Source organism: Sneathiella sp. (assembly GCF_036960985.1).
GTDB lineage: Bacteria > Pseudomonadota > Alphaproteobacteria > Sneathiellales > Sneathiellaceae > Sneathiella.
On sequence record NZ_JBALWD010000006.1, the window covers coordinates 98683 to 119953 of the forward strand.

Annotated in this window: 16 protein-coding genes; 10 read left to right on the plus strand and 6 right to left on the minus strand. The window is 46.3% G+C overall.

The features are described 5' to 3' along the window. Positions 1–68: 68 nt before the first annotated feature. Positions 69–1658, minus strand: coding sequence for a flavin-containing monooxygenase (locus tag V7723_RS05170; protein WP_335683372.1), 1590 nt, complete (start codon positions 1656–1658; stop codon positions 69–71). A gap of 175 nt (positions 1659–1833) precedes the next feature. On the opposite strand from V7723_RS05170, the gene V7723_RS05175 reads away from it, so the two are divergent. From V7723_RS05175 to V7723_RS05195, 5 genes are all read left to right on the plus strand, one after another. Continuing rightward, positions 1834–2835 (plus strand): NAD(P)H-dependent glycerol-3-phosphate dehydrogenase, encoded by a 1002-nt coding sequence (locus tag V7723_RS05175; RefSeq protein WP_335683373.1) that lies wholly within the window; start codon positions 1834–1836, stop codon positions 2833–2835. A 22-nt stretch (positions 2836–2857) separates the two neighbouring features. Continuing rightward, a complete protein-coding gene (locus V7723_RS05180) occupies positions 2858–3145 on the plus strand; it encodes a YciI family protein (RefSeq protein ID WP_335683374.1) in 288 nt (95 codons plus the stop codon). Between the two features lie 100 nt (positions 3146–3245). Continuing rightward, the gene (locus V7723_RS05185) at positions 3246–4406 is read left to right on the plus strand and encodes an acyl-CoA dehydrogenase family protein (protein ID WP_335683375.1); all 1161 of its coding nucleotides are present in this window, start codon (positions 3246–3248) and stop codon (positions 4404–4406) included. Between the two features lie 18 nt (positions 4407–4424). Then, positions 4425–4838: an EVE domain-containing protein gene (locus V7723_RS05190; protein ID WP_335683376.1), complete on the plus strand. Its 414-nt coding sequence runs from the start codon at positions 4425–4427 to the stop codon at positions 4836–4838. An 86-nt stretch (positions 4839–4924) separates the two neighbouring features. Then, positions 4925–5833: a DMT family transporter gene (locus V7723_RS05195; protein WP_335683377.1), complete on the plus strand. Its 909-nt coding sequence runs from the start codon at positions 4925–4927 to the stop codon at positions 5831–5833. Here the strand turns inward: V7723_RS05195 and V7723_RS05200 are convergent. Further along, on the minus strand, positions 5830–6012 hold the full coding sequence (locus V7723_RS05200) for a DUF1674 domain-containing protein (protein WP_335683378.1): 183 nt from the start codon (positions 6010–6012) through the stop codon (positions 5830–5832). The genes V7723_RS05195 and V7723_RS05200 overlap by 4 nt on opposite strands. A gap of 123 nt (positions 6013–6135) precedes the next feature. On the opposite strand from V7723_RS05200, the gene rsmB reads away from it, so the two are divergent. The 3 genes from rsmB to V7723_RS05215 are packed head-to-tail and all read left to right on the plus strand — an operon-like array spanning position 6136 to position 9768. Further along, positions 6136–7416 carry a 16S rRNA (cytosine(967)-C(5))-methyltransferase RsmB gene (rsmB, locus tag V7723_RS05205; protein WP_335683379.1) on the plus strand — a complete coding sequence of 427 codons (1281 nt, stop codon included), beginning with the start codon at positions 6136–6138 and terminating at the stop codon, positions 7414–7416. Between the two features lie 37 nt (positions 7417–7453). After that, on the plus strand, positions 7454–8119 hold the full coding sequence (gene rpe / locus V7723_RS05210) for a ribulose-phosphate 3-epimerase (RefSeq protein WP_335683380.1): 666 nt from the start codon (positions 7454–7456) through the stop codon (positions 8117–8119). After that, a complete protein-coding gene (locus V7723_RS05215) occupies positions 8116–9768 on the plus strand; it encodes a heparinase II/III family protein (RefSeq protein WP_335683381.1) in 1653 nt (550 codons plus the stop codon). Before rpe ends, V7723_RS05215 begins: the two co-directional genes overlap by 4 nt. 35 nt (positions 9769–9803) lie before the next feature. Here V7723_RS05215 and V7723_RS05220 read toward each other — a convergent pair whose 3' ends face one another. Further along, the gene (locus tag V7723_RS05220) at positions 9804–11114 is read right to left on the minus strand and encodes a nucleotide sugar dehydrogenase (protein ID WP_335683382.1); all 1311 of its coding nucleotides are present in this window, start codon (positions 11112–11114) and stop codon (positions 9804–9806) included. Positions 11115–11265: 151 nt separating this feature from the next. On the opposite strand from V7723_RS05220, the gene purH reads away from it, so the two are divergent. Further along, positions 11266–12864 carry a bifunctional phosphoribosylaminoimidazolecarboxamide formyltransferase/IMP cyclohydrolase gene (gene purH, locus V7723_RS05225; protein ID WP_335683383.1) on the plus strand — a complete coding sequence of 533 codons (1599 nt, stop codon included), beginning with the start codon at positions 11266–11268 and terminating at the stop codon, positions 12862–12864. Between the two features lie 28 nt (positions 12865–12892). Then, the gene (locus V7723_RS05230) at positions 12893–13207 is read left to right on the plus strand and encodes a heavy metal-binding domain-containing protein (protein ID WP_335683384.1); all 315 of its coding nucleotides are present in this window, start codon (positions 12893–12895) and stop codon (positions 13205–13207) included. A 2-nt stretch (positions 13208–13209) separates the two neighbouring features. Here the strand turns inward: V7723_RS05230 and V7723_RS05235 are convergent, their stop codons facing one another. The 3 genes from V7723_RS05235 to V7723_RS05245 form a co-directional block, all read right to left on the minus strand. After that, positions 13210–14574: an MFS transporter gene (locus V7723_RS05235; protein WP_335683385.1), complete on the minus strand. Its 1365-nt coding sequence runs from the start codon at positions 14572–14574 to the stop codon at positions 13210–13212. 84 nt (positions 14575–14658) lie between these two features. Then, entirely contained in the window at positions 14659–19494 is a 4836-nt protein-coding gene (locus V7723_RS05240) for an NAD-glutamate dehydrogenase (protein ID WP_335683386.1), read from the minus strand. Positions 19495–20373: 879 nt separating this feature from the next. Continuing rightward, a complete protein-coding gene (locus V7723_RS05245; protein ID WP_335683387.1) occupies positions 20374–21159 on the minus strand; it encodes a metallophosphoesterase in 786 nt (261 codons plus the stop codon). Between the last annotated feature and the right edge of the window lie 112 nt (positions 21160–21271).

Below are 21271 nucleotides of genomic sequence, written 5' to 3' on the forward strand. Positions count from 1 at the left end.
TCTGAAACGCATTTAAATAGCGTCTTGCGCTTTAATGACGTCAGTTATCAATATATCTCTAAACGACCCTAAGACAAGGAAAAGCCTTTGTAGCCTTTTTCGACAATCTCCTCGCAGGCGGCCAAATAGCGCTGAAAGCCCAGGTACGGCATGAAAATGCGAGGTTTCCCCGGAATATTTGCGCCCAAATACCACGAATTGCATGTCGGAAATAAAGTATGGCTGGCAAGTTCGTTCGTTTGAGCAACCCACGCTTCTTCCGCATCACTAGAAGCTTCAACCCTGTTGCAATTGGTTTCGCGACAATAATTAATGCAATCGGAAATCCATTCCACATGGTGCTCAATAGCTGGCATCATGTTTGCGAGCACAGAAGGGCTTCCAGGGCCCGTCACAATAAACAAGTTTGGAAAGCCAGCAATAGCCACACCAAGATATGTTTTGGCACCTTCAGCCCATTTCTCTTTTAATGTTGTTTTATTGCTACCTTTAATGTCAATTTTGGCGAGGGCGCCCGTCATGGCATCAAATCCAGTTGCAAAAACCAGCTCGTCCAATTCGATTTCCGTCCCATCACGTCGAATACCTGTTGTCGTAATTTCGTCAATTGGATGCTCAGTGACATCCAACAACGTCACATTATCCCTATTATATGTTTGATAGTAATTTGTATCGACGCACATTCGTTTACAACCGACGACCGTTTGCGGCGACAGTTTTTCAGCTAAATCCGGATCATTGACGACCTCTTGGATTTTACTTCGTACGAAATCTGCCGCTGTATCATTAGCCTCTTTGTTGGTTAAAAGGTCGTTGAAAGCCCCTAGAAAAGTCAGGCCGCCCCTTTTCCAGCGTTTATCATAAGCTACTTGCCTTTCCTCTTCGCTGACATCCATCGCCATATCTTCATTTATGGCGAGAAGAAAACCGGATCTAGAGTTCTTTGCTTCTTCCCTGTAATTTTTATAATTTGCTTTCCTCTCGCGCTCATATTCAGGATCATAAGGTCCATTGTACGCAGGTATTGCATAGCTCGGTGTTCTTTGGAAAACGTATAGATGATCCGCCTGTTCTGCGATAATTGGAATAGACTGGACTCCAGAAGAGCCAGTACCGATGATCCCAACTTTCTTACCAGTGAAATCTGCCCCGTGATGTGGCCAGCTTCCAGTATGGTAAGTACCGCCAGCGAATTTTTCTCGACCTTCAATTGCTGGAATATTGGTCGATGAAAGGCAGCCTGTGGCCATTACACAAAAACGAGAGACGGTCGCTTCACCGTCGGCCGTTGTTATTGTCCAGCTATTTGACGTTTCGTCAAAAGCCATTTTCGAAATGTGACTATCGAACTGGATATCTCGCCGCAATTCAAACCTATCCGCCACATGATTAGCATATTTCAAAATTTCAGCTTGCGTCGCATACCGCTCCGACCAAACCCATTCTTGCTGCAATTCTTCAGAGAACTGATAAGAATACTCGAGACTTTCAACATCACATCTCGCACCCGGATAGCGATTCCAATACCAGGTGCCGCCTATATCTCCACCTGCTTCAAAAACTCTAACTGAAAAACCCCGGCTGCGTAGGTTATGCAACATGTATAAACCGGCGAATCCGGCCCCAACGACAATAACGTCATAGTTATTTTTGGCCATATTTTTAGCTGTCCTCAGTTCTTATTATTTTTTTAAAGGCTCTTTCAATAGGCGCTCAGTTTATCACAAGTTGCTTACACAGCAACAACTGCCGACAATTCATTGCTTTTTGTTCCGCCTCGTTCATGTTAATCAAACGCATCAAATGCGTGACTACGATAACTTTAGGATACAGATGACTAAGCTGACTGTTATAGGAGCGGGCGCTTGGGGTACAGCCCTTGCAAACACGGCAAGAAAAGCCGGAAATGATGTCATCTTATGGACTCGTCATGGCGAACATGCCGACTCGCTTAACGCTGAGAAATCAAATTTGGCGTACTTACCCGGCATTCCGCTGGTTTCCGGAATTATGGCAACCTCTAACATCCAGCAGGCGGCTCGATCTGACATTATTTTATTGGTAACACCGGCACAGCATGCCCGGGAAACACTCTATCGATTAAAACCGGAACTCGAGCCTGAAACCGCACTTGTGATGTGCTCAAAAGGAATCGAACAAGAAAGCGGGAGATTGATGAGCGAAATAATGGAAGAAATTGCCCCGTCAAATCCCCATGCCATCCTTTCCGGACCAAACTTCGCCACCGAAATTGCGCGCGGGCTACCGGCTGCCGCAACACTTGCCTGTCGACATAGGGAACTTGGTGAAAGCCTAGTGAAGGCGATCGGCCTACCCACCTTTCGCCCGTACTTAACAGACGACATGATAGGCGCACAAATTGGTGGCGCGGTAAAAAATGTCCTGGCGATTGCCTGCGGTCTGGTTGCGGGTGGGCGGTTAGGTGAAAACGCCCGAGCAGCACTGATCACAAGAGGAATGGCCGAAATATTGCGATTGGGTGAGAAATTAGGGGCGCGCGCTGAAACCCTTATGGGCTTGTCCGGTTTTGGGGATCTCATATTATGCTGCACCTCACAGACTTCGAGAAATTTTTCACTTGGGGCCGCGTTGGGTCAAGGAGATATCTTGGAAGAAATACTTCAACAGAGAACTGCAGTAACGGAAGGCGTCTATACTGCTTCCGCAATCTGTAAGCTGGCAGAAAAATTTGGTATCGAAATGCCAATCTGTGCGGCGGTAGACGAGATTTTGAGCGGTGGAACAGCCGTATCCAGTGCTATTGAAGATTTACTCGCCCGCCCATTTAGAGACGAAAAACTCGCCGGATTTTAATTTGAACGTCAAAGGAAAAAACATGCTTTTTATCGCACATTGCACAGACAAGCCAGATCATTTGCAAGTTCGCCTGGATGCCCGCCCAGACCATCTAGATTTCCTTAAAAATAAGGGGGATTCGTTAAAAATTGCTGGGCCAACAATGACTGCAGATGGTGAAAAACCGAACGGAAGCCTGATTATTTTTGAGGATACCGATCTGGAAGCCGCAAAAGCTTGGATTGCCAGCGACCCCTACGCCGGAGCAGGCCTCTTTGAAAGTGTGGTTGTCAAACCTTGGAAACATGCAATCGGTGGCGGCGTCTAAGCAAGAAAGATTGCGGCTTCCCTCCCGCGGATAAATGTTGCTCCCGTAGTTTTCCTGTGATCTATTATTATAAAATAATAAACAAGAAACGAGGAATTCTATGCTGTTTACCCAAGAGCATAATGAGCTTAAGCGGACCGTAAATCGGATTATTGATGAAGATCTAAATCCAAACGTAGATGATTGGGAAAATGCGGATATTTTTCCCGCTCATGAAGTCATGAAAAAGATGGCCGATGCCGGCCTCCTTGGCATCGGAAAGCCTACTCAATATGGCGGTCTTGACCTGGATTTTTCCTTTGAAATGGTCTTCGCCGAAGCATTGGGTGGTATCCGCGCCAACGGTGTTTCAACCTCGATTGGCGTTCAAACCACTATGTGCACTCCTGCACTCACTAAATACGGCAGTGAAGAACTCAAGCAGGAATTTTTAGTTCCGACAATTTCGGGAGACCTTGTCGGTTGCATCGGAGTTAGCGAAGAAACTGCAGGATCTGATGTGGCAAATACCAAAACCAACGCAAAAAAGGACGGTGGCGACTATATTATCAATGGTTCGAAAATGTGGATTACAAATGGCGTGCAAGGTGACTGGGTTTGCCTCCTGTGTAATACTGCCGAAGAAGGCGGGCCGCATCGCAACAAATCTCTAATTATCGTACCACTGAAAACCAAAGGCGTTTCCGTTACCCGCAAACTGGACAAACTCGGTTTGCGCTGTTCCGATACGGCGCAGCTTTTCTTCGATAATGTACGGGTACCCGTTGGCTATTTGATTGGCGAAGAAAACAAAGGCTTTACCTATCAAATGAGACAGTTCCAGGAAGAAAGATTGTTTGTCGCCGCTCGCGCCCTTCGGGGAATGGAAATGGCTATTGAAGACACCATTGAATATACCGGACAACGCAAAGTCTTTGGCGGTACCATTTTGGACAATCAAGTCGTCTACCACAAACTCGCCGAAATGCAGAGTGAACTGGAGGCTGCAAGAGCGTTACTGTACAGAACTACCGAGCAATATGTCTCGGGTGAGGATGTCACAAAACTTGCTTCGATGACTAAGTTTTTGATGGGTAGCCTTGCAAATAAAATTCCGAGCGCTTGTTTGCAATATTGGGGCGGGCAGGGGTTTATGTCAGAAAACTGGATATCCCGAGCCTATCGGGATTTGAGGCTAACCGGAATTGGTGGCGGGGCGAACGAAATAATGCTGGAAATTATTGCCAAAAAGATGGGAATATATCCCGGAATGCGAAATTAAGGAAAGCAGGGGCAACCCATGAATACCTGGCTAATAAAAACAGAACCTGGCTCCTGGTCATGGCAAGACCAGTTGGAGGCCGGCGAGAAGGGTACTTTCTGGGATGGTGTTCGCAACTATCAAGCCTCTAATAATATGAAAGCCATGAAAATTGGAGATCAGTGCTTTTTCTATCATTCTGTGAAGGAAAAGAGCATCGTTGGTATCGTTGAAGTAATCAAAGAGTATTATCCGGATCATACAGATCCTAAAGGTCGCTTCGGCATGGTCGATGTAAGAGCTTTAGGCACCTTGCCCTCGCCTGTAACGCTCGCCGAAATTAAAGCAGAGCCAAAGCTGGAAAATCTAGCGCTAATCAAGCAAAGTCGACTGTCCGTGGTGCCAATAGATACGGTGTCTTGGAAACATATTTGTATAATGGGCAAGCTTTAATTTTTGTACTGGAAAGCATTTGGTATATTCCCTCTGATCTCGTAAGGTCTCAGGCTTAGAATTATCGTTCCCAAAAATTGGATCCCATGAATATTCATCTACCAACTTCTGGCAGTAACCTGCAGGCATATGCTTTTCTGGTTATAACCACATTATGTTGGGGCATGAACGCCGTTTTAGGAAAATTCGCTGTTGGTGAAGTCTCGCCAATGGCTTTGGTTTCTTTACGTTGGATGGGTGTCGTGATTTTAATGATGATTATCGCCCGCCGTCAGATTGTCAGGGACTGGCCTATCTTGAAGAAAAGATTGGTGTACATGTTGATCATGGGCAGCCTCGGATTCACGGGTTTTAATACACTGTTTTATGTTTCCGCTCATTCGACGACTGCTGTAAATATCGGTATTCTTCAAGGATCAATCCCGGTATTCGTTATCACTGCCGCTTTCTTTGCTTTAAAAGCAAGAGTCACTCCCATGCAGATCGTCGGAGTTCTCGTCACAATCATCGGTGTTGTCATCGTTGGTTCAGGTGGCAGTTTGGATCGCCTAGCTAGCCTTGCACTCAATCGGGGCGATGTCATGATGCTTGGCGCATGTGCACTTTATGCAGGATATACTGTTGCACTCCGCTTCAAACCAGAGGTTTCCGCCTTAAGTTTTTTCGCAGTAATGGCAACAGCTGCCTTTGTAACGTCCTTACCGTTCGCTTTTGTAGAGATTCACCTTGATCATTTCTTGGCGCCGACCTCAAGCGGTTGGATCGTTGTTATTTTGGTCACGCTTTTTCCTTCATTTATTGCGCAGCTCACCTTTATCCGCGGCGTTGAGATTTTGGGCCCTGGCCGCGCAGGCGTCTTTGCAAACTTGGTTCCGGTATTCGCGTCTATTTTCGCCGTAAGTTTTCTGGGTGAACCGTTCGAAATATATCAAGGAACTGCTTTAGTCTTAGTCCTTTTCGGTATTTGGTTATCGGAGCGCGGGAAAGCTTCTTAAAAATCGCTCACAATACCCTTGCGCTCCCAATCCCCATACCGCGTCGGCTCCAGGCCCTTGGGACCACCAATCTCACCTTCCGCCTGAGTTTGCTTTATGGCTGTTTTTTCGTTTTTCTCAACGCCATTATCAGAGGATTCTTGCGCGTCAGTATCTAAAGTCTTTTTATCATCTTTCATTTTTTTGTTCCGCTTATGTTAATCTTGTGTCTCATGGCATAAAAATAGGGCAGTAATCCATAGACTTCCAGTAATTCCAACCCCTCTATAGACCGAAAGGTCATTTTCCCGTATGACACCGACATGAATGACATACAAATCAATCCCCGCCGTGCCGCGGTTCACCTGTTAACGCGCGTTCTGCAAAAACACCAGCTTTTGGAAGAGATCCTAAATCCGGTCCTCAAAGGTTTGTCACCGCGCGACCGGTCCCTATCGCGAGCTCTGGCTTCAACCACCCTTCGCCATTTGGGCACGATCGATGGCCTGATTGATAAAATGCTGGACCGGCCACTTTCCGACAAAATGTTTGAAATCAGACATATCCTTAGAATTGGTATTGCCCAAATCCTGTTCCTCAACATTCCATCGCACGCCGCCGTTCATGACACTGTAGAGCTAGTTTCCGAAAAAAGTAAATATCGCGGAATGATCAATGCACTACTCAGGAGGACCGACAGGCAGGGTGCAAAGCTATTAAGTCAAATGGATGTCCCCAAACACAATACGCCATCTTGGCTTTGGGATAAGTGGGAAGCACATTATGGCAATGAAATTACCCATGAAATAGCTGCCGCCAATATGACAGAAGCAAAGCTCGATATTTCTGTGAAAGGCGATCCACAAAAATGGGCGAAATTGCTCGAAGCCGATATTCTTGCAAATGGATCTTTACGTCGACCTGTTGCCAGTGATGTAACGTCTTTGCCCGGCTTTAACGAGGGAGAATGGTGGGTTCAGGACGCTGCCGCAACGATCCCGGCTGCGCTGTTCGGAGACGTTAAAGGAAAAGCAATTCTAGATAACTGTGCAGCGCCGGGAGGAAAAACAGCACAATTAGCTGCCGCTGGCGCCAAAGTAATTGCCCTTGATAGATCAAAAGGCCGCATGAAGCGCTTGATAGAAAATATGGATCGCCTAGGGTTGTCGGTTGATATACAGATTGGGGAGGCAGAGAATTTTTCTCCCAAACAACAATTGGATGGAATACTACTTGATGCCCCTTGTTCCAGTACCGGGACACTCCGGCGCCATCCAGATGTCGCCTATCTAAAAACATCTGCCGATATAGAAAAACTTTGCTTGTTGCAGACACGGCTTCTTGATGCCGCATCCAAGCAACTTACACCCGGCGCTATACTTGTTTACAGCGTTTGCTCGCTGCAAGCGGAAGAGGGTGAGAACCAAATTGACGCCTTGCTGAAGCGTGATTCTAGCCTTAAACGACAACCCGTTAATGCAAAAGAAATTGGAGGGCTGTCCGAAGTGATTAACACAAATGGCGATATTCGTTGCTTACCCCAGCATTCAGGCGGCATGGACGGATTTTTCGCAGCACGGCTCATTAAATTATCTGCCTCATAAGCTTGAGCAGAACCGTTTGAAATGTTAAAGGAATATCATGCAAAAACCCGTCCGAATAGCACCGTCAATCCTTGCCGCTGATTTCGCCAAACTAGGAGAAGAAGTCGCCGCCATCACGGCCGCTGGTGCTGATTTTATTCATTTGGATATCATGGACGGACATTTCGTTCCCAACATCAGTTTTGGACCCGCAGTGACGAAATCAATTCGTAGCTTTTCAGATAAACCTTTTGACTGCCATTTGATGATTACACCGTTTGATCCGTTTGTTGACGAATTCGTCGATGCCGGTGCTGACATTATTACGTTACACCAAGAATCCGGCCCGCATGCTCACCGAAGCCTGCAATTGGTGAAATCGCATGGATTAAAAGCAGGCATTTCTCTGAACCCGGCGACGCCTGCGTCAACACTTGAACATGTTATAGATGAGGTCGACTTAATACTGGTAATGAGTGTCAACCCTGGTTTTGGCGGTCAAAAATTTATCACATCGCAACTCGATAAAATCCGAACCATTCGATCCATGATCGATGCATCTGGACGGGATATCGATTTACAAGTTGATGGTGGCATTAACGTAGAAACCGCCCCTCTGGTAATAGAGGCTGGCGCAGATTTACTTGTCGCAGGTAGCGCGGCATTTAAAGGCGGACCAAGCCAATATGCTGCCAACATTAACACATTGTTGGGCAGAGCATGACAGCCGCCGCGAATTTGCCTGCTGTAGGAGGCTTACCATCGCGGCGTACAGTTCTGGATATCATTTTCGCAAGCGGCCCATATCAGGCAAGCTTGAAAACACGCGTTCCTAAACGGCTTTCCCTTGTTCCCGTCGATGTTTTCCCCGGTGATAGTGACCGTGCTGATAGTATTTTTCAGGGGCATTTTGATTTTGCAGGCCACGAATTTTATTTAGCCTCGCCTGAGCCCTGGCACGCCGAGGGCCAGCCTCTTGCCTGGCATAGAGAACTACATGAATTTGCATGGCTTCGGGACTTTTCCGCAAATGGCAGTGAAGCCGCAAAACGTCATAGCAGAGCACTTGTGCTTTCCTGGATTTCGCACTTTGAAACTTATACACCTTATGCTTGGGATGAAGATGTGTTGTCTCAGAGACTAATTAATTGGTTTTGTTACAGCGGTTTCCTTATGGAACGAGAAGATAGTGATTTCAATTTCAAGTTCCTTCGCTCCCTCAGACGGCAATATTTACATTTATCGCGCATAAGTAAAAGAAAGACGGCTCTGCAAGATCGCTTTGGTTTATGGCAGGCCCTAGTGTATGGCACTTTATGTTTTCCGGATTTACGAAAACAGACTGACAAAATCATGTCCGGCCTAGAAGCAGAAATTGGGCGTATCGTTATGGCTGACGGCTGCCACATTTCCAGAAGCCCCGAACAACATTTAATATTGCTCGGGCATCTTGTCAGCTTACGCAACACCTTGATGGCCGCAAATGTAATTGTTCCCATTATCCTTAATAATACAATCGATCGACTTGCTCCCGCAGTCCGGTTTTTTCAGCATGGAGATGGCAAGTTGGCTCTCTTCAATGGCGGGAGTTTAATGGATGATGGTTATTGCGATACGCTCCTCTCCATGTCTGATGCAACGGGCCGTGCACCGCATCGTTTCCCGCAAGGGGGGTTTGAGCGACTAAAAGCAGGACGGGCTCTACTTCTGATCGAAACTGGTGAAGGGGGTCGAGACAAACGCGACCTTCGATATTCAGGCCTTCTTGGTTTTGAATTTAGTTACGGGAGAGAACGTTTGATCGTGAATTGCGGTGGATCTCGAGATCTAGATTCCTCTTGGGGGAAAGCCCTTGCGTCCACTGCTGCACATTCTACGCTTGGTTTTGGCAATTTAAACGCCGTTTTCCCATCTAGTAATGACGGTGAAAATGAGCACAGTGCGGTGGTCCGCAATGAGGAAGAAGGAAATGTCTGGCTTGATTTGGAAAGCACGGGATATCTGTCGTCTGTTGGGTTACGTCATCGCCGCCGTTTATATATGGATGCAAGTGGACTAGCTCTGCGTGGCGAGGACCAACTCATTCCAGAGCGACGGCCTTCAGCCAATCGATCTCATTTTACACTCCGCTTTCACCTTCATCCCGATCTGAGTATTTCACGAAGTGCGGGGGGTAAGAATATTTTGATCAGAACGCTGAGCGGCTCTGGCTGGAAATTCCTGACTGGCGCTCCTTTGCTTACATTGGAAGAAAGCGTTTATTGCAGCATTCCAGGTGAACGACGTCACAATCAGCAGATCGTCATTGGCGGCCATATTGAAAATGAAAGCCCTTTGCTCGTTAAGTGGGCCCTTACTCGATTGTCAGAGTAAAATTTAAGTTACGCGCCGCCAATCAAGTATTATTTTTAAAGCTGCCAGCGCTTGATGTTTGAAGAAAATTCAGTATTTCGCCAGATCCCTTTTACATCGGCAATTAACCCTTCCTGGGTCATCATTGCTTCCAATGCGGATGCCGAAAGAGTTGTATAAACAGAATGCGCGACGGCGCCAATAATCGCGTCATATCCTTTTAAGTTTGAAAGACTCTCAATTAAATCAATATCCAGGAACTGGCGCGCTTCTTCTTTGTCGGCAAGTGGATCATGGATATCTACTTGATGCCCCAGTTCACGCAATCTGGAAATAATGTCTGTGACTTTTGTGTTCCGTAAATCAGGAACATTCTCTTTAAACGTCAAGCCCAGAACTAATATTTTGCTGTTTCCATCGAGTTTCGTATCAACGCTTTCAGCGATAAAGTTTCCCATGGACTCATTTATTCGACGGCCCGTCAAAATCAAATCTGCAAAATGCCCGACTTCATCAGCTTTATGCGCAAGATAAAAGGGGTCAATGCCAATACAATGACCGCCGACCAGGCCAGGGGTGAAATCTAGGAAATTCCATTTTGTTCCAGCTGTTTCAAGCACATCAAAAGCCGAAAGGCCAAGTTTTTGAAAAATCATTGTGGCTTCATTTACAAAGGCGATATTAATATCGCGCTGTGCGTTTTCTATTACTTTTGCTGCTTCAGCTGTCTTGATATTTCGTGCGCGAAAGATACCGCCGGATGTCGCAGCACCATATATATCAGAAAGAATATCGGTAATTTCTTCGGTTTGCCCGGATACTACCTTAATAATTTTATCAACCGTATGCACTTTGTCGCCAGGATTGATACGCTCCGGAGAATATCCCAAATAGAAATCCTGTCCCGAAACCATACCGGAGTATTGCTCCAATAGAGGACCACATACATCCTCTGTCACACCCGGATAAACAGTACTCTCTACAACCACGATAGCGCCTTTTTTCAATATCGAACCAACGCAGGCGCAGGCGCCCTCCAAAGGCCCTAAATCAGGTTTATTATTTTTATCAACTGGTGTAGGTACGGTAACAATATGAACATCAGCATCAGCAATATCCCCGATTTCTGTCGTAACGACCATGCTGCTTGCCCGCAATAGAGGCGGGTCGATCTCGAAAGTTCTATCCACTCCTTGTCGAAGTTCCTGGACGCGCTCCTCGTGAACATCGTATCCAATAACAGTAAACTGCCGCGCCAATGCAACCGCTAGAGGCAGACCCACATACCCAAGGCCTACTATGGAGATCGTTGTTTTATCGCTCACTTTTTCCAAGCCATGTAAGGCTGCCGGAGAAGAATTCGCCATACTGTCTGCTTCCAATATTGAATTACTCGTCTTTGGTACTGCCGCGAGAAGAGAATGTCTAAGTTTTTTTCGTTAATTGTTCCGAAAACTTGCCCATCATGCTATAGCGCCAGCGTGTCTTCAATCACCTTAGCCAAGGATACATTCACCGATGCCTACCAGTGATCTACAGCCAGTAAATCGTGCTCTCATTTCTGTCTCTGACAAAACGGGGCTCATCGACTTGGGTAAAGCGTTGGCCGTACAGAATATAGAAATTCTTTCGACCGGCGGCAGCGCCAAAATGCTGCAAGACGCTGGAATATCGGTCACCGAGGTTGCGGATCATACACATTTTCCAGAAATGATGGGCGGCCGCGTTAAAACGCTTCATCCCAAAATACATGGCGGTATTTTGGGACTCCGAGATAACGAAGACCATATGGCTGCAATGAGCCAACATGATATTGGCCCAATTGATCTAGTCGTTGTCAATCTCTATCCATTTGAGGAAACCGTTGCAAAAGGCGCCGATTTTCACACTTGTATTGAGAATATCGATATTGGTGGTCCAGCGATGATTCGATCCGCCGCTAAAAACTATGGATTTGTAAATGTCATTGTCGAATCAGATGACTATGCGGAGATAATCAAAGAGCTGATAGCTCATAATGGAAAAACGAGCATCGAACTACGCAAGCGCTTGGCGGCAAAAGCCTACGCTCGTACCGGCGCCTATGATGCTGCGATCTCATCTTGGTATGCTGAGCAATTAGGACAAGAGTTTCCGGATCGTCTGGTTTTCAGTGGCACACGACAGCAGGTTATGCGTTACGGGGAAAACCCTCATCAATCCGCTGCTTTTTATTCGAACGATGAAATCCGGATCGGTGTCGCTTCGGCGACGCAACTCCAAGGGAAGGAACTATCGTATAACAATTTCAATGATACTGATGCAGCCTTTGAATTGGTCGCAGAATTCAACCCTAAAATTTTCGGGCCCGTCTGTGCAATTATTAAGCATGCCAATCCCTGCGGCGTCGCTTTGGGATCGACTTTGTCAGAGGCCTACAAATCAGCGCTTGCCTGTGACACAACGTCGGCTTTTGGTGGAATTATTGCCTTAAATCAAACTTTAGATGTTGCGACAGCCAAAGAAATTATCAAAATTTTTACAGAGGTGATCATTGCACCTGATGCCGACGATGATGCAAAAGCTATTATTGCTTCGAAGAAAAACCTTAGGTTGCTCCTAACAGGCGGGCTTCCAGCGCCGGAAAATGACGGCCAGTTGATAAAATCACTCGCAGGCGGGTATCTCGTCCAAGATCGCGATAATCAACTAACGGCCCAACCGGAATTACAAATTGTTACGCAGAAAGTTCCAACAGAACAGGAACTATCTGATATGAAATTCGCTTTTACTATCGCCAAACATGTTAAATCCAATGCAATCGTTTATGTTCGCAATGGGGTAACTGTCGGTATTGGTGCAGGTCAGATGAGCCGAGTAGACTCCTCAAAAATTGCCGCCAGTAAAGCCCTTGAGGCAGCGAAGAACGCCGGCGAAGAAGCTTCTTGGGCCAAGGGCTCAGTTGTTGCCTCTGACGCCTTTTTCCCGTTTGCGGATGGACTGCTTGCAGCGGCAGAAGCAGGAGCGACGGCAATCATACAACCCGGTGGATCCATGCGCGACGATGATGTTATAAAAGCAGCTGACGAGGCTGGTTTGGCTATGGTGCTAACTGGAATGAGGCATTTCAGACACTAAGGTACTCAAGACAAGAAAGGGTGCACGAATGATCATTACAACAACGGGATCCGTTGAAGGAAAGACTATCACGGCCTATCATGGCGTTGTCGCCGGTGAAGCGGTTATGGGAACAAATTTCGTTCGCGATTTTTTCGCAAAAGTAACCGATAAAATTGGAGGCAGGTCTGATGCCTATCAAAAGGAAATCAAAAATGCACGAGGCTTCGCTCTCGAGGACATTCAAGAAGAAGCTGAAGAATTAGGCGCCAATGCCATTGTTGGTGTCAGCGTTGATGTCGAAGTAATCGGTGACAGCATGCTCATGGTGGTTATTTCAGGAACAGCCATCTCTGTCGCGTGATCCTAGTGGTCGGGCTCACGGACAAAACTCATCAAGGCAGCCCCGATCAACAGTAGAATAAAGATTACGATCATTGCCGGTCTTTGCTGCCCTGTTGCTGTCGTCACGACGCCAATTAGGAGGGGTGCGATAAAAGCTGTTGCTTTTCCGGAAAGGGCAAACAGGCCAAAAAATTCCCCGATCTTTTCCGGTGGAGACAAGCGCGCGATCAAAGTCCGGCTTGCTGCCTGTGCTGGTCCAAAAAACAATCCCATTATAAAGGCAAAGCCCATAAAGACCATTTCGGCCGGGCTCGCAAATAAGCCGCCGCCTTCAACTGGCATCGCCGCCGGAAGGCCGAATAGAACCTGGCCATGACTGATCGACAGTACGCCAACGGAGGCGAAAGACAGCCCCAGGACCGATATTACAATCGTTGGCTTTGATCCGATCTTATCATCCAACCAGCCCCCGATAAAGCAACCACCGATGGCGAAGAAATTTATCAAGATGCCAAAAATACCGAGCTGTGTCGTTTCCCAGCCGAACAAACCCGCTGCATAAATTCCAGAAAAACCGATCAACGCCAAAATGCCATCGTTGTAAAACATCCTAGCAACTAAAAAAAACATAATGTTCTTGTAGTTTCTCAATGTTCGCAACGTCGTGAGCAAAGATGCAAGTCCTTGTGTGATCGCAACGCGTTTGGAGACACCTGTTGGTTTTGTATCAGGAGTGAATAACAACATGGGGACGATAAAGATAAGCAACCAAATCGCCGCCATTGGCCCGGTGATCCGGTCTGGCTCATGAGTTGCCTTGTCCAACCCAAGCAAGGGTTCTGCGGGCATGGAGAAACCAAGGAGCACGATAAACAAGGCTATTAGCCCGCCGATATACCCCAATCCCCAGCCGAATCCACTAAGGCGTCCCAATTTCGATTGCGGTACCAGATTTGGCAACATGGCATTATTAAATACTAGGCTAAATTCAACACCAATAGTTCCAATAACGATCGCAACGAGGATCCAGATTATTCCGCTTTGCTGGCCCGGCACGGCCCACCACAAAGCAAAAGCGCCAACAGCACACATAATTGAGAAAAAGACGATCCAGGGCTTACGGGCCCCGCCCGCGTCAGCAATAGAGCCAAAGACCGGGCTGAAAAGTGCAATTAAAATTCCGGCAGCCGCTTGCGTATAGCCCCAATACGCTTGACCTTGTGCAGGAGTAGAAGCCACAAAGGAGGTAAAATACGGCGCAAAGATAAAAGTCGTGACAACAGTGAAATAAGGCTGATTAGCCCAGTCGAACATGGCCCATGAGAATTTCCCCAAACGGCTTGCTTCTGCCGCCTTTGTCCGGCTTTCCCCCATTGTCCCCTCCATGATTAGACTCCGCGCCTTGTCAAGCTACGACAATGTCCGAGCTTATTCAATCTCGATCAGGTGGATAAAATATAAACTAATTCCCTAGCTGATCATGGATCGGAACTGACGATTGGCATAAGCCAATTTGGACACGTCCAAAACTCCCATGGCTTTGAACTCCTTAATCAATTCAGAGGATCGCTTGATAGGTGTCTGATGCTGCTTCACCCAATGTTCAAAGGCCTTCCGCCCAGCATGTCCGTTAGCCCCAACAAAAACGGAGTTCGTGAGCGCCCGTTGTTGACCGTAAAGATCATCTATGATCGCTGCAATAGCGAGGCGATCCCAGTTAGATTCTGGTTCAATTGTTTCGGCTGCAGAGCGCAACCAATCCAAATTAAGTTCAGCCCCAACGGCAAAATAGACTTCGCCCACTTCCGTGATGGGGCGCGTGTTGCTATTACCTACCTGAACTACATCTAGCGACGACCGCAATGGACCCAACGCTGCCATTCGGCGCGCCAGATCTTCCGGAACGCCCGCTGCTATTAGCTGATCAGATCGATCGACGAATAAATTGCGGCCCTCATCACTCAGCAGTCCTTCCAAACCGCGTTCAAGTTTACGCATATCTGCGGATAGTAGTTTAACTTCGGCTGCAATGTCGACACTACTGGACAACCGACGAAGGCACCAAAGCGTTGCCCGACGCGCCAATTTCTGGGTTACATCGATCATGCGTCCCTGGATATCACTCGAAATTTTATTATCTTGCGCTTCAATACCCGCCCATAAACTATTCAAGTCAAAAACATCACAGACCAAGGCAAAAGCCCGTGCAACTTCTTCCGGGCGACTTCCCGTCTCCTCCGTCATCTGCATGACAAAGGTTGGCCCGGCACGATTGACCAGCTGATTGACAATGATCGTTGTGATAATTTCCCGACGCAGTCTGTGGCTCGAGATAAAGGCTGCATATTTCTTACGAAGTTGCGGTGGAAAATACTCTGTCAACCAGCTATCATAGTAAGTATCGTCAGGCAGTTTTGTTTCCAGAATATCAATATACAATGTCATTTTCGCGTAAGCCAGTAACACAGACATTTCGGGCCGGCTCAAGCCTCGCCCGGTTGCTTGTCGATCAGCAAGTTCTTCATCATCCGGAAGAAATTCTACATGTCTGTTGAGGCGATCTTTTTTCTCCAAGCCAATCATAAAGCGGACATTCTCAGAAAAACTATCCAAGCCTTGCCGCTCCGCTGTAGTGAGTGCCTGGGTTTGCAGATAATTATCTTGAAGAACATGATCAGCAACATCATCGGTCATCTCGACCAATATTCTGTCCCTCTGCTTACCCGTCATCTCCCCATCATCGAGTACAGCGCGCAATAAGACCTTGATATTAACTTCATGGTCAGAGCAATCCACACCCGCGGAATTATCGATCGCATCCGTGTTCAGGCGACCGCCACTTTCTGCATATTCAATACGACCGAGCTGAGTAACGCCCAAATTACCGCCTTCACCAATAACTTTCGATCTAACTTCGCTACCGTTGACACGAATAGCATCATTGGCCCGATCACCTGCATCACTGTTGCTCTCGTCCGCGGACTTAATATAGGTGCCGATGCCACCAAACCAGAGAAGATCGACCTTGGATTTGAGAATTGCCACCATCAATTCATTTGGCGGGACTTCAGGTTTCTTTATGTCCAGGAGTTTTCTAATTTCCGGCGAAAGCTTAATGATTTTCGCTTTGCGATCAAAGATACCGCCGCCCTTGGAAATCAATTTTTCATTGTAATCTTCCCAAGAAGACCGGGGTAATTTGAAAATTCGTTCGCGTTCGATAAAGCTTTTTGCTGGATCTGGAGAAGGATCAATAAAGATATTTCGATGATCGAAGGCCGCCACCAACCGGATTTTTTTCGACAGCAACATACCGTTACCAAACACGTCTCCCGACATATCGCCGATGCCCGCAACCGTGAAATCCTTTGTCTGAATATCATGGCCAACCTCGCGGAAATGCCGTTTGACAGATTCCCAAGCACCGCGGGCGGTAATGGCCATTTTCTTATGATCATATCCCGCGGCCCCGCCTGAAGCGAACGCATCACCGAGCCAAAAGCCATAAGAAATCGCTACTTCATTGGCAATATCAGAAAATGTTGCGGTTCCCTTGTCTGCCGCAACGACAAGATAGGGATCATCTGCATCATGTCGAACCACATTCTCTGGTGGGACGACGGCGCCACCAACATAATTATCCGTAACGTCCAGCAACCCGGAAATAAAAATCTTGTAACAAGCAATACCCTCAGCCTGTACTTCTTCACGCGTGCCGCCGGAGGGTAGTTTTTTTGGAAAGAATCCACCTTTTGAACCTACCGGAACAATTACGGTATTCTTTACCATCTGAGCCTTCATCAGGCCGAGTACTTCCGTTCTGAAATCTTCCCGGCGGTCCGACCAACGCAAACCACCACGCGCCACTTTACCGCCCCGTAAATGAACACCTTCCACACGCGGGCTATAAACGAAAATTTCCACATGGGGACGGGGTAACGGTAAGTCATCTAACTTCTGACTATCCAACTTAAATGAGTAGTATAATTTGTCCGTGTTCTTGGCGTCTTTCTGATACACGTTTGTACGTAACGTATTGACAATTAAATTGACGAAACGTCTCAAAATCCGATCATCATCAAGGCTGGCAACATGATCAAGTTCGTCCCAGATATGTTTCAGTATTCGCGAAACACTTTCAGTCCGATCTTCAGGAAAGGAAGGATCGAAACGAGTCTGGAAAAGCTCAACTAATAGTTTCGATATATTGGCATTTTCCGACAACGTATTAGACATATACGACTGGCTGAACGTGATACCGGCTTGTCGCAGATACTTTGCATAAGCCCGCAGAACAACAACATTTGACCAAGCAAGTCCGGCCCGCATAACCAAACGGTTAAAGCCGTCACTTTCCATTTTTCCTTTCCATACCCGCTCAAAAGTTTCTTCAAATTTTTTCTTTAGTATATGGAGTTCAAGAGCCTGGCCACCCGGCTCTACGAGTTCAAAATCATGGATCCAGATCGCTTCTTCTGTCCCCCCGATTGATACATAATATGGGTTTTCTGACATTACCTTAAGACCCATATTCTCCATCATCGGCAAACAATCCGACAGGGAAAGCGGCTCGCCAGGACTATAGACTTTGAATCTTACTTTGTTATCAGGGTCATCGATCCAACGATAGAGGTTCAATTCAACGTCTTTGCTTTTGCGGACCCGTTCGGTCTTTTCAATATCATGCAACGACAATTCTGCATTAAAGCGTTCTTTATAAGCAATCGGGAAGGCGTCACCATAATGAGCCTTCATCCGAAGGCCTTTTTCCTCACCCCATTTATCCAACAATGCGTCATAAAGCTCGTCAGACCATTCTCTAGCAGCTGCAACCAGCCGTCGCTCCAGATCCGCGACATCAACTTCCGGCTTATGCTTGCTTTTAAGCGCAACGATATAATGGATACGTGCCAACGCATCGTCACCGACCAGCGCATAATGAGAAGACAAAGTACCGTTATGCACTTCCGCCAAAATGTCCGCAAATTTTTTGCGAAGCTCCGTATTGAATTTTTCCCGTGGAACATAGACTAAAACAGAAACAAATCGCTCAAACCGATCACGCCGGATCAGCGCACTAATACGCGGTCGTTCCTGCAGGGTCAGGATTTTTGATGACGTCTTGAAAAGATCATTGACGGAGATCTGAAATAATTCATCTCGTGGATAGGTTTCCAGAATATGAGCCAGAGCTTTTTCATCGTGACTGCTTTTCGCCAGTCCGGCTTTTTCAAGAGTTTGCGTTACCTTGCGACGCAAATAAGGAATGTCACTTGGAATTCGGTTATAGGCAGCCGAGGTAAACAGTCCGGTAAAGCGATACTCGCCAATGACTTCACCTTTCTTGTTGAATTTTTTGACACCGACGTAATCCAAATGAACTGGCCGATGAACCGTAGAGCGCACATTGGCCTTGGTGACAATAATTAATTCGCGACGGCGAAGAAAATCTCTGACTTCCGGCGTCATTTCCCGATTACCCGTCATAATTCTACGAGTTGGGTCGCGTAAAATTCCTAACCCGGAATCCTTGACAATATCCCAACTGTCTTTTCTACCTTTTGCCGCCTCTCCAAACTCAAATTCTCTGTATCCGAGAAACGTAAAATGATTATTTGACATCCAATTTAACAGGGCGCGCGCTTCATCCACCTCCTCTTTTACCAAAGGTGGCGGGTTATCTGTCAGGCTTTTGATGATACTATCGACTTTGCCTAAAATAGGCCTCCAATCCTCAACGGCCAATCGCACATCTGCTAACGTATTTAATAGTTCATGCTCAATATCTGCGAGAGTTTTTGGATCTGATTGTTCATCAATTTCCAAATGCATAATGCTTTCGCGTTGACTCTTCTGACGGCCGGTTGGAGGCTTATCGAAGGTGCGAATGCGTTTCCCTTTTTCATCCCGCTCCACGAAGATAACAGGATGAATCACCAAATGAACGGTCAATCCTCTCCGGCTTAAAGTTGATGTGATACTATCAACCAAAAATGGCATGTCCTCATTAGCAATCTCAATAACCGAGTGTGATGTTTTCCAGCCATGCTCTTCGAGATTTGGGCTGAAAGCCCGCAGTTTCGCCTTTCCATGAGGGCGTTTTTCGGAGAATTTATACAGCGACAAAGCAGATCCATAAAGATGTTCCGTCGAGACCTCGTTGATATCTTCAGGTGAGAGGCGTTCATAGTAGTGACGAACAAAAATCTGTACGTCGTCGGCTATTTTCTTGTCCAGCCGTTCTGCTACCATAGATAGAACTTTTTCAATTTTCTCGTTCTTTAACTCTTCGGCTTTCGCTACCATTTCAACGTTTCCCAGCACATATAAAAGATCATGTTTCCGTCACGCATTTTAAGAAACTTTAATTAAATTATCCTTTAAGGAGGAAAAAGCAATCAAAATTCTTCTCTAAAAAGTTTCGATTTTTCAATACGTTATTTATCCTCTGCCTGATTTATATGCAGAAGAAAAATTCGCGACACAAATTGCTGTGATATGCATGATAGAAGAAAGGTGCAGGCAGTGATTGCCATAGCCTTTGACGTAGAAAACAACGGCTTCGAGCTTGAACATAAGAGAATAATTTTATTGCAGATCGCTAAAAATAACAAACGTTTGGTTGTGGGTTTTGAGGCTGTGTGGAACGCCTTTTAATTCTCGTGAATATTCGGGAGCTTCGCGATATCAACTGATTGAAAGCGGCAGATGGTCTTACGATTGTCATGATCCATTTAACGAACACATGTTCGTATTACGCATTTGCAACAATCGCAAAAAGATTATTGGTTTTTGACTTGCGGCCTAAGTGTCGCAGTTTCCGCTCATAGCGAGTCCTAGTTGGCTGGCGAGATCACGGGCAGGCGAGAACATCCTTTTTGAGTTGATATAAGTGTACCGCATAGGGGCCGAATTTGTCTTGAAATGATTTTTTCTCCATACGAACAGACCTGTTTTCGTCCAGAACGTTAAAATTCTGATCCTAGGCCATATGTTTCACGTGAAACGTTGCGTCTACCTCTTACCCAACCTTTGATCCCGCAAAAATATAAAGGTTACAACGATCTCTAAAACGGCATGATTGATATTGAGATCGACTTGGTGCCGAGCATTTTCACCGGAGACAATAAGTCAAGATCACCAATACCCATTGCATTGAAGAAACAAGAAAGCGGCAAGAAAAAGTCACAATATATTTTTGCTTCTTCCGTAAAGAGCAAGGCACGTCAAATCATTCGAATAGAACGCGCCGGTATCTATTCCTATTCGGTTATCCTTAAATTCCGGCTGAGCAGAAATACTGTGGCCATGAACAATCACTTTTTCATATAATCTATCATGAGTAAGAAACTCGCTTCTGATCCACAATAAATCGCGTTCCGTTTGATCCGCAAGAGAACGTTTTGGATTTACTCCAGCATGTGTAAAGAAAAAATCTCCTAACGAATAGTAACCCTTGAGCCCGTAGAGAAATTCTTTGTGATTGGCTGGTAATGCCGCAGCGAGTTCCGCTGATTTTGCTGCAATATCTACCTCTGTTACGGTGTCGAGTTGAAAATCAACTCCATAACTGCGCAGCGTTGCGTCGCCCCCAAAATGCAGCCACCGTTTACCTTTAAGCGGTTCATCCAGAAAACCTCGCATGGAAGCCTCATGATTACCATCTAGGGTCACAATATTGAAATCCGGTAGATCGAGATCAACAAGCGTTTGTACTACTTCCTTGCTCATGTTGCCTCGATCTACATAGTCACCTAATAAAACGATATGCCGTTTTTGGTACTCGTAGACATAATCTTGTTTAGTAATACGCTCAATCACCGAAAGAAGTAAGTCATTACGCCCATGGATATCGCCAATCGCAAACGCGATTTCCCCGGCGGGCATTCGCGCATCCGCCAGGGCAACGGTTTCGCCTTGTACTTTTTGCGTGAGTTTCGACATCACGGTTGAAATTCGTGGCAGCTCCATTAAGCAATAACCTTAAAGTAAAAGTGATCCGACACCAATTGTAGTCCACATTTATTCTAGCTTGGATATTAGCACATTAATCAATTTTACCCACTGAGCAAAAAAAGTGGCG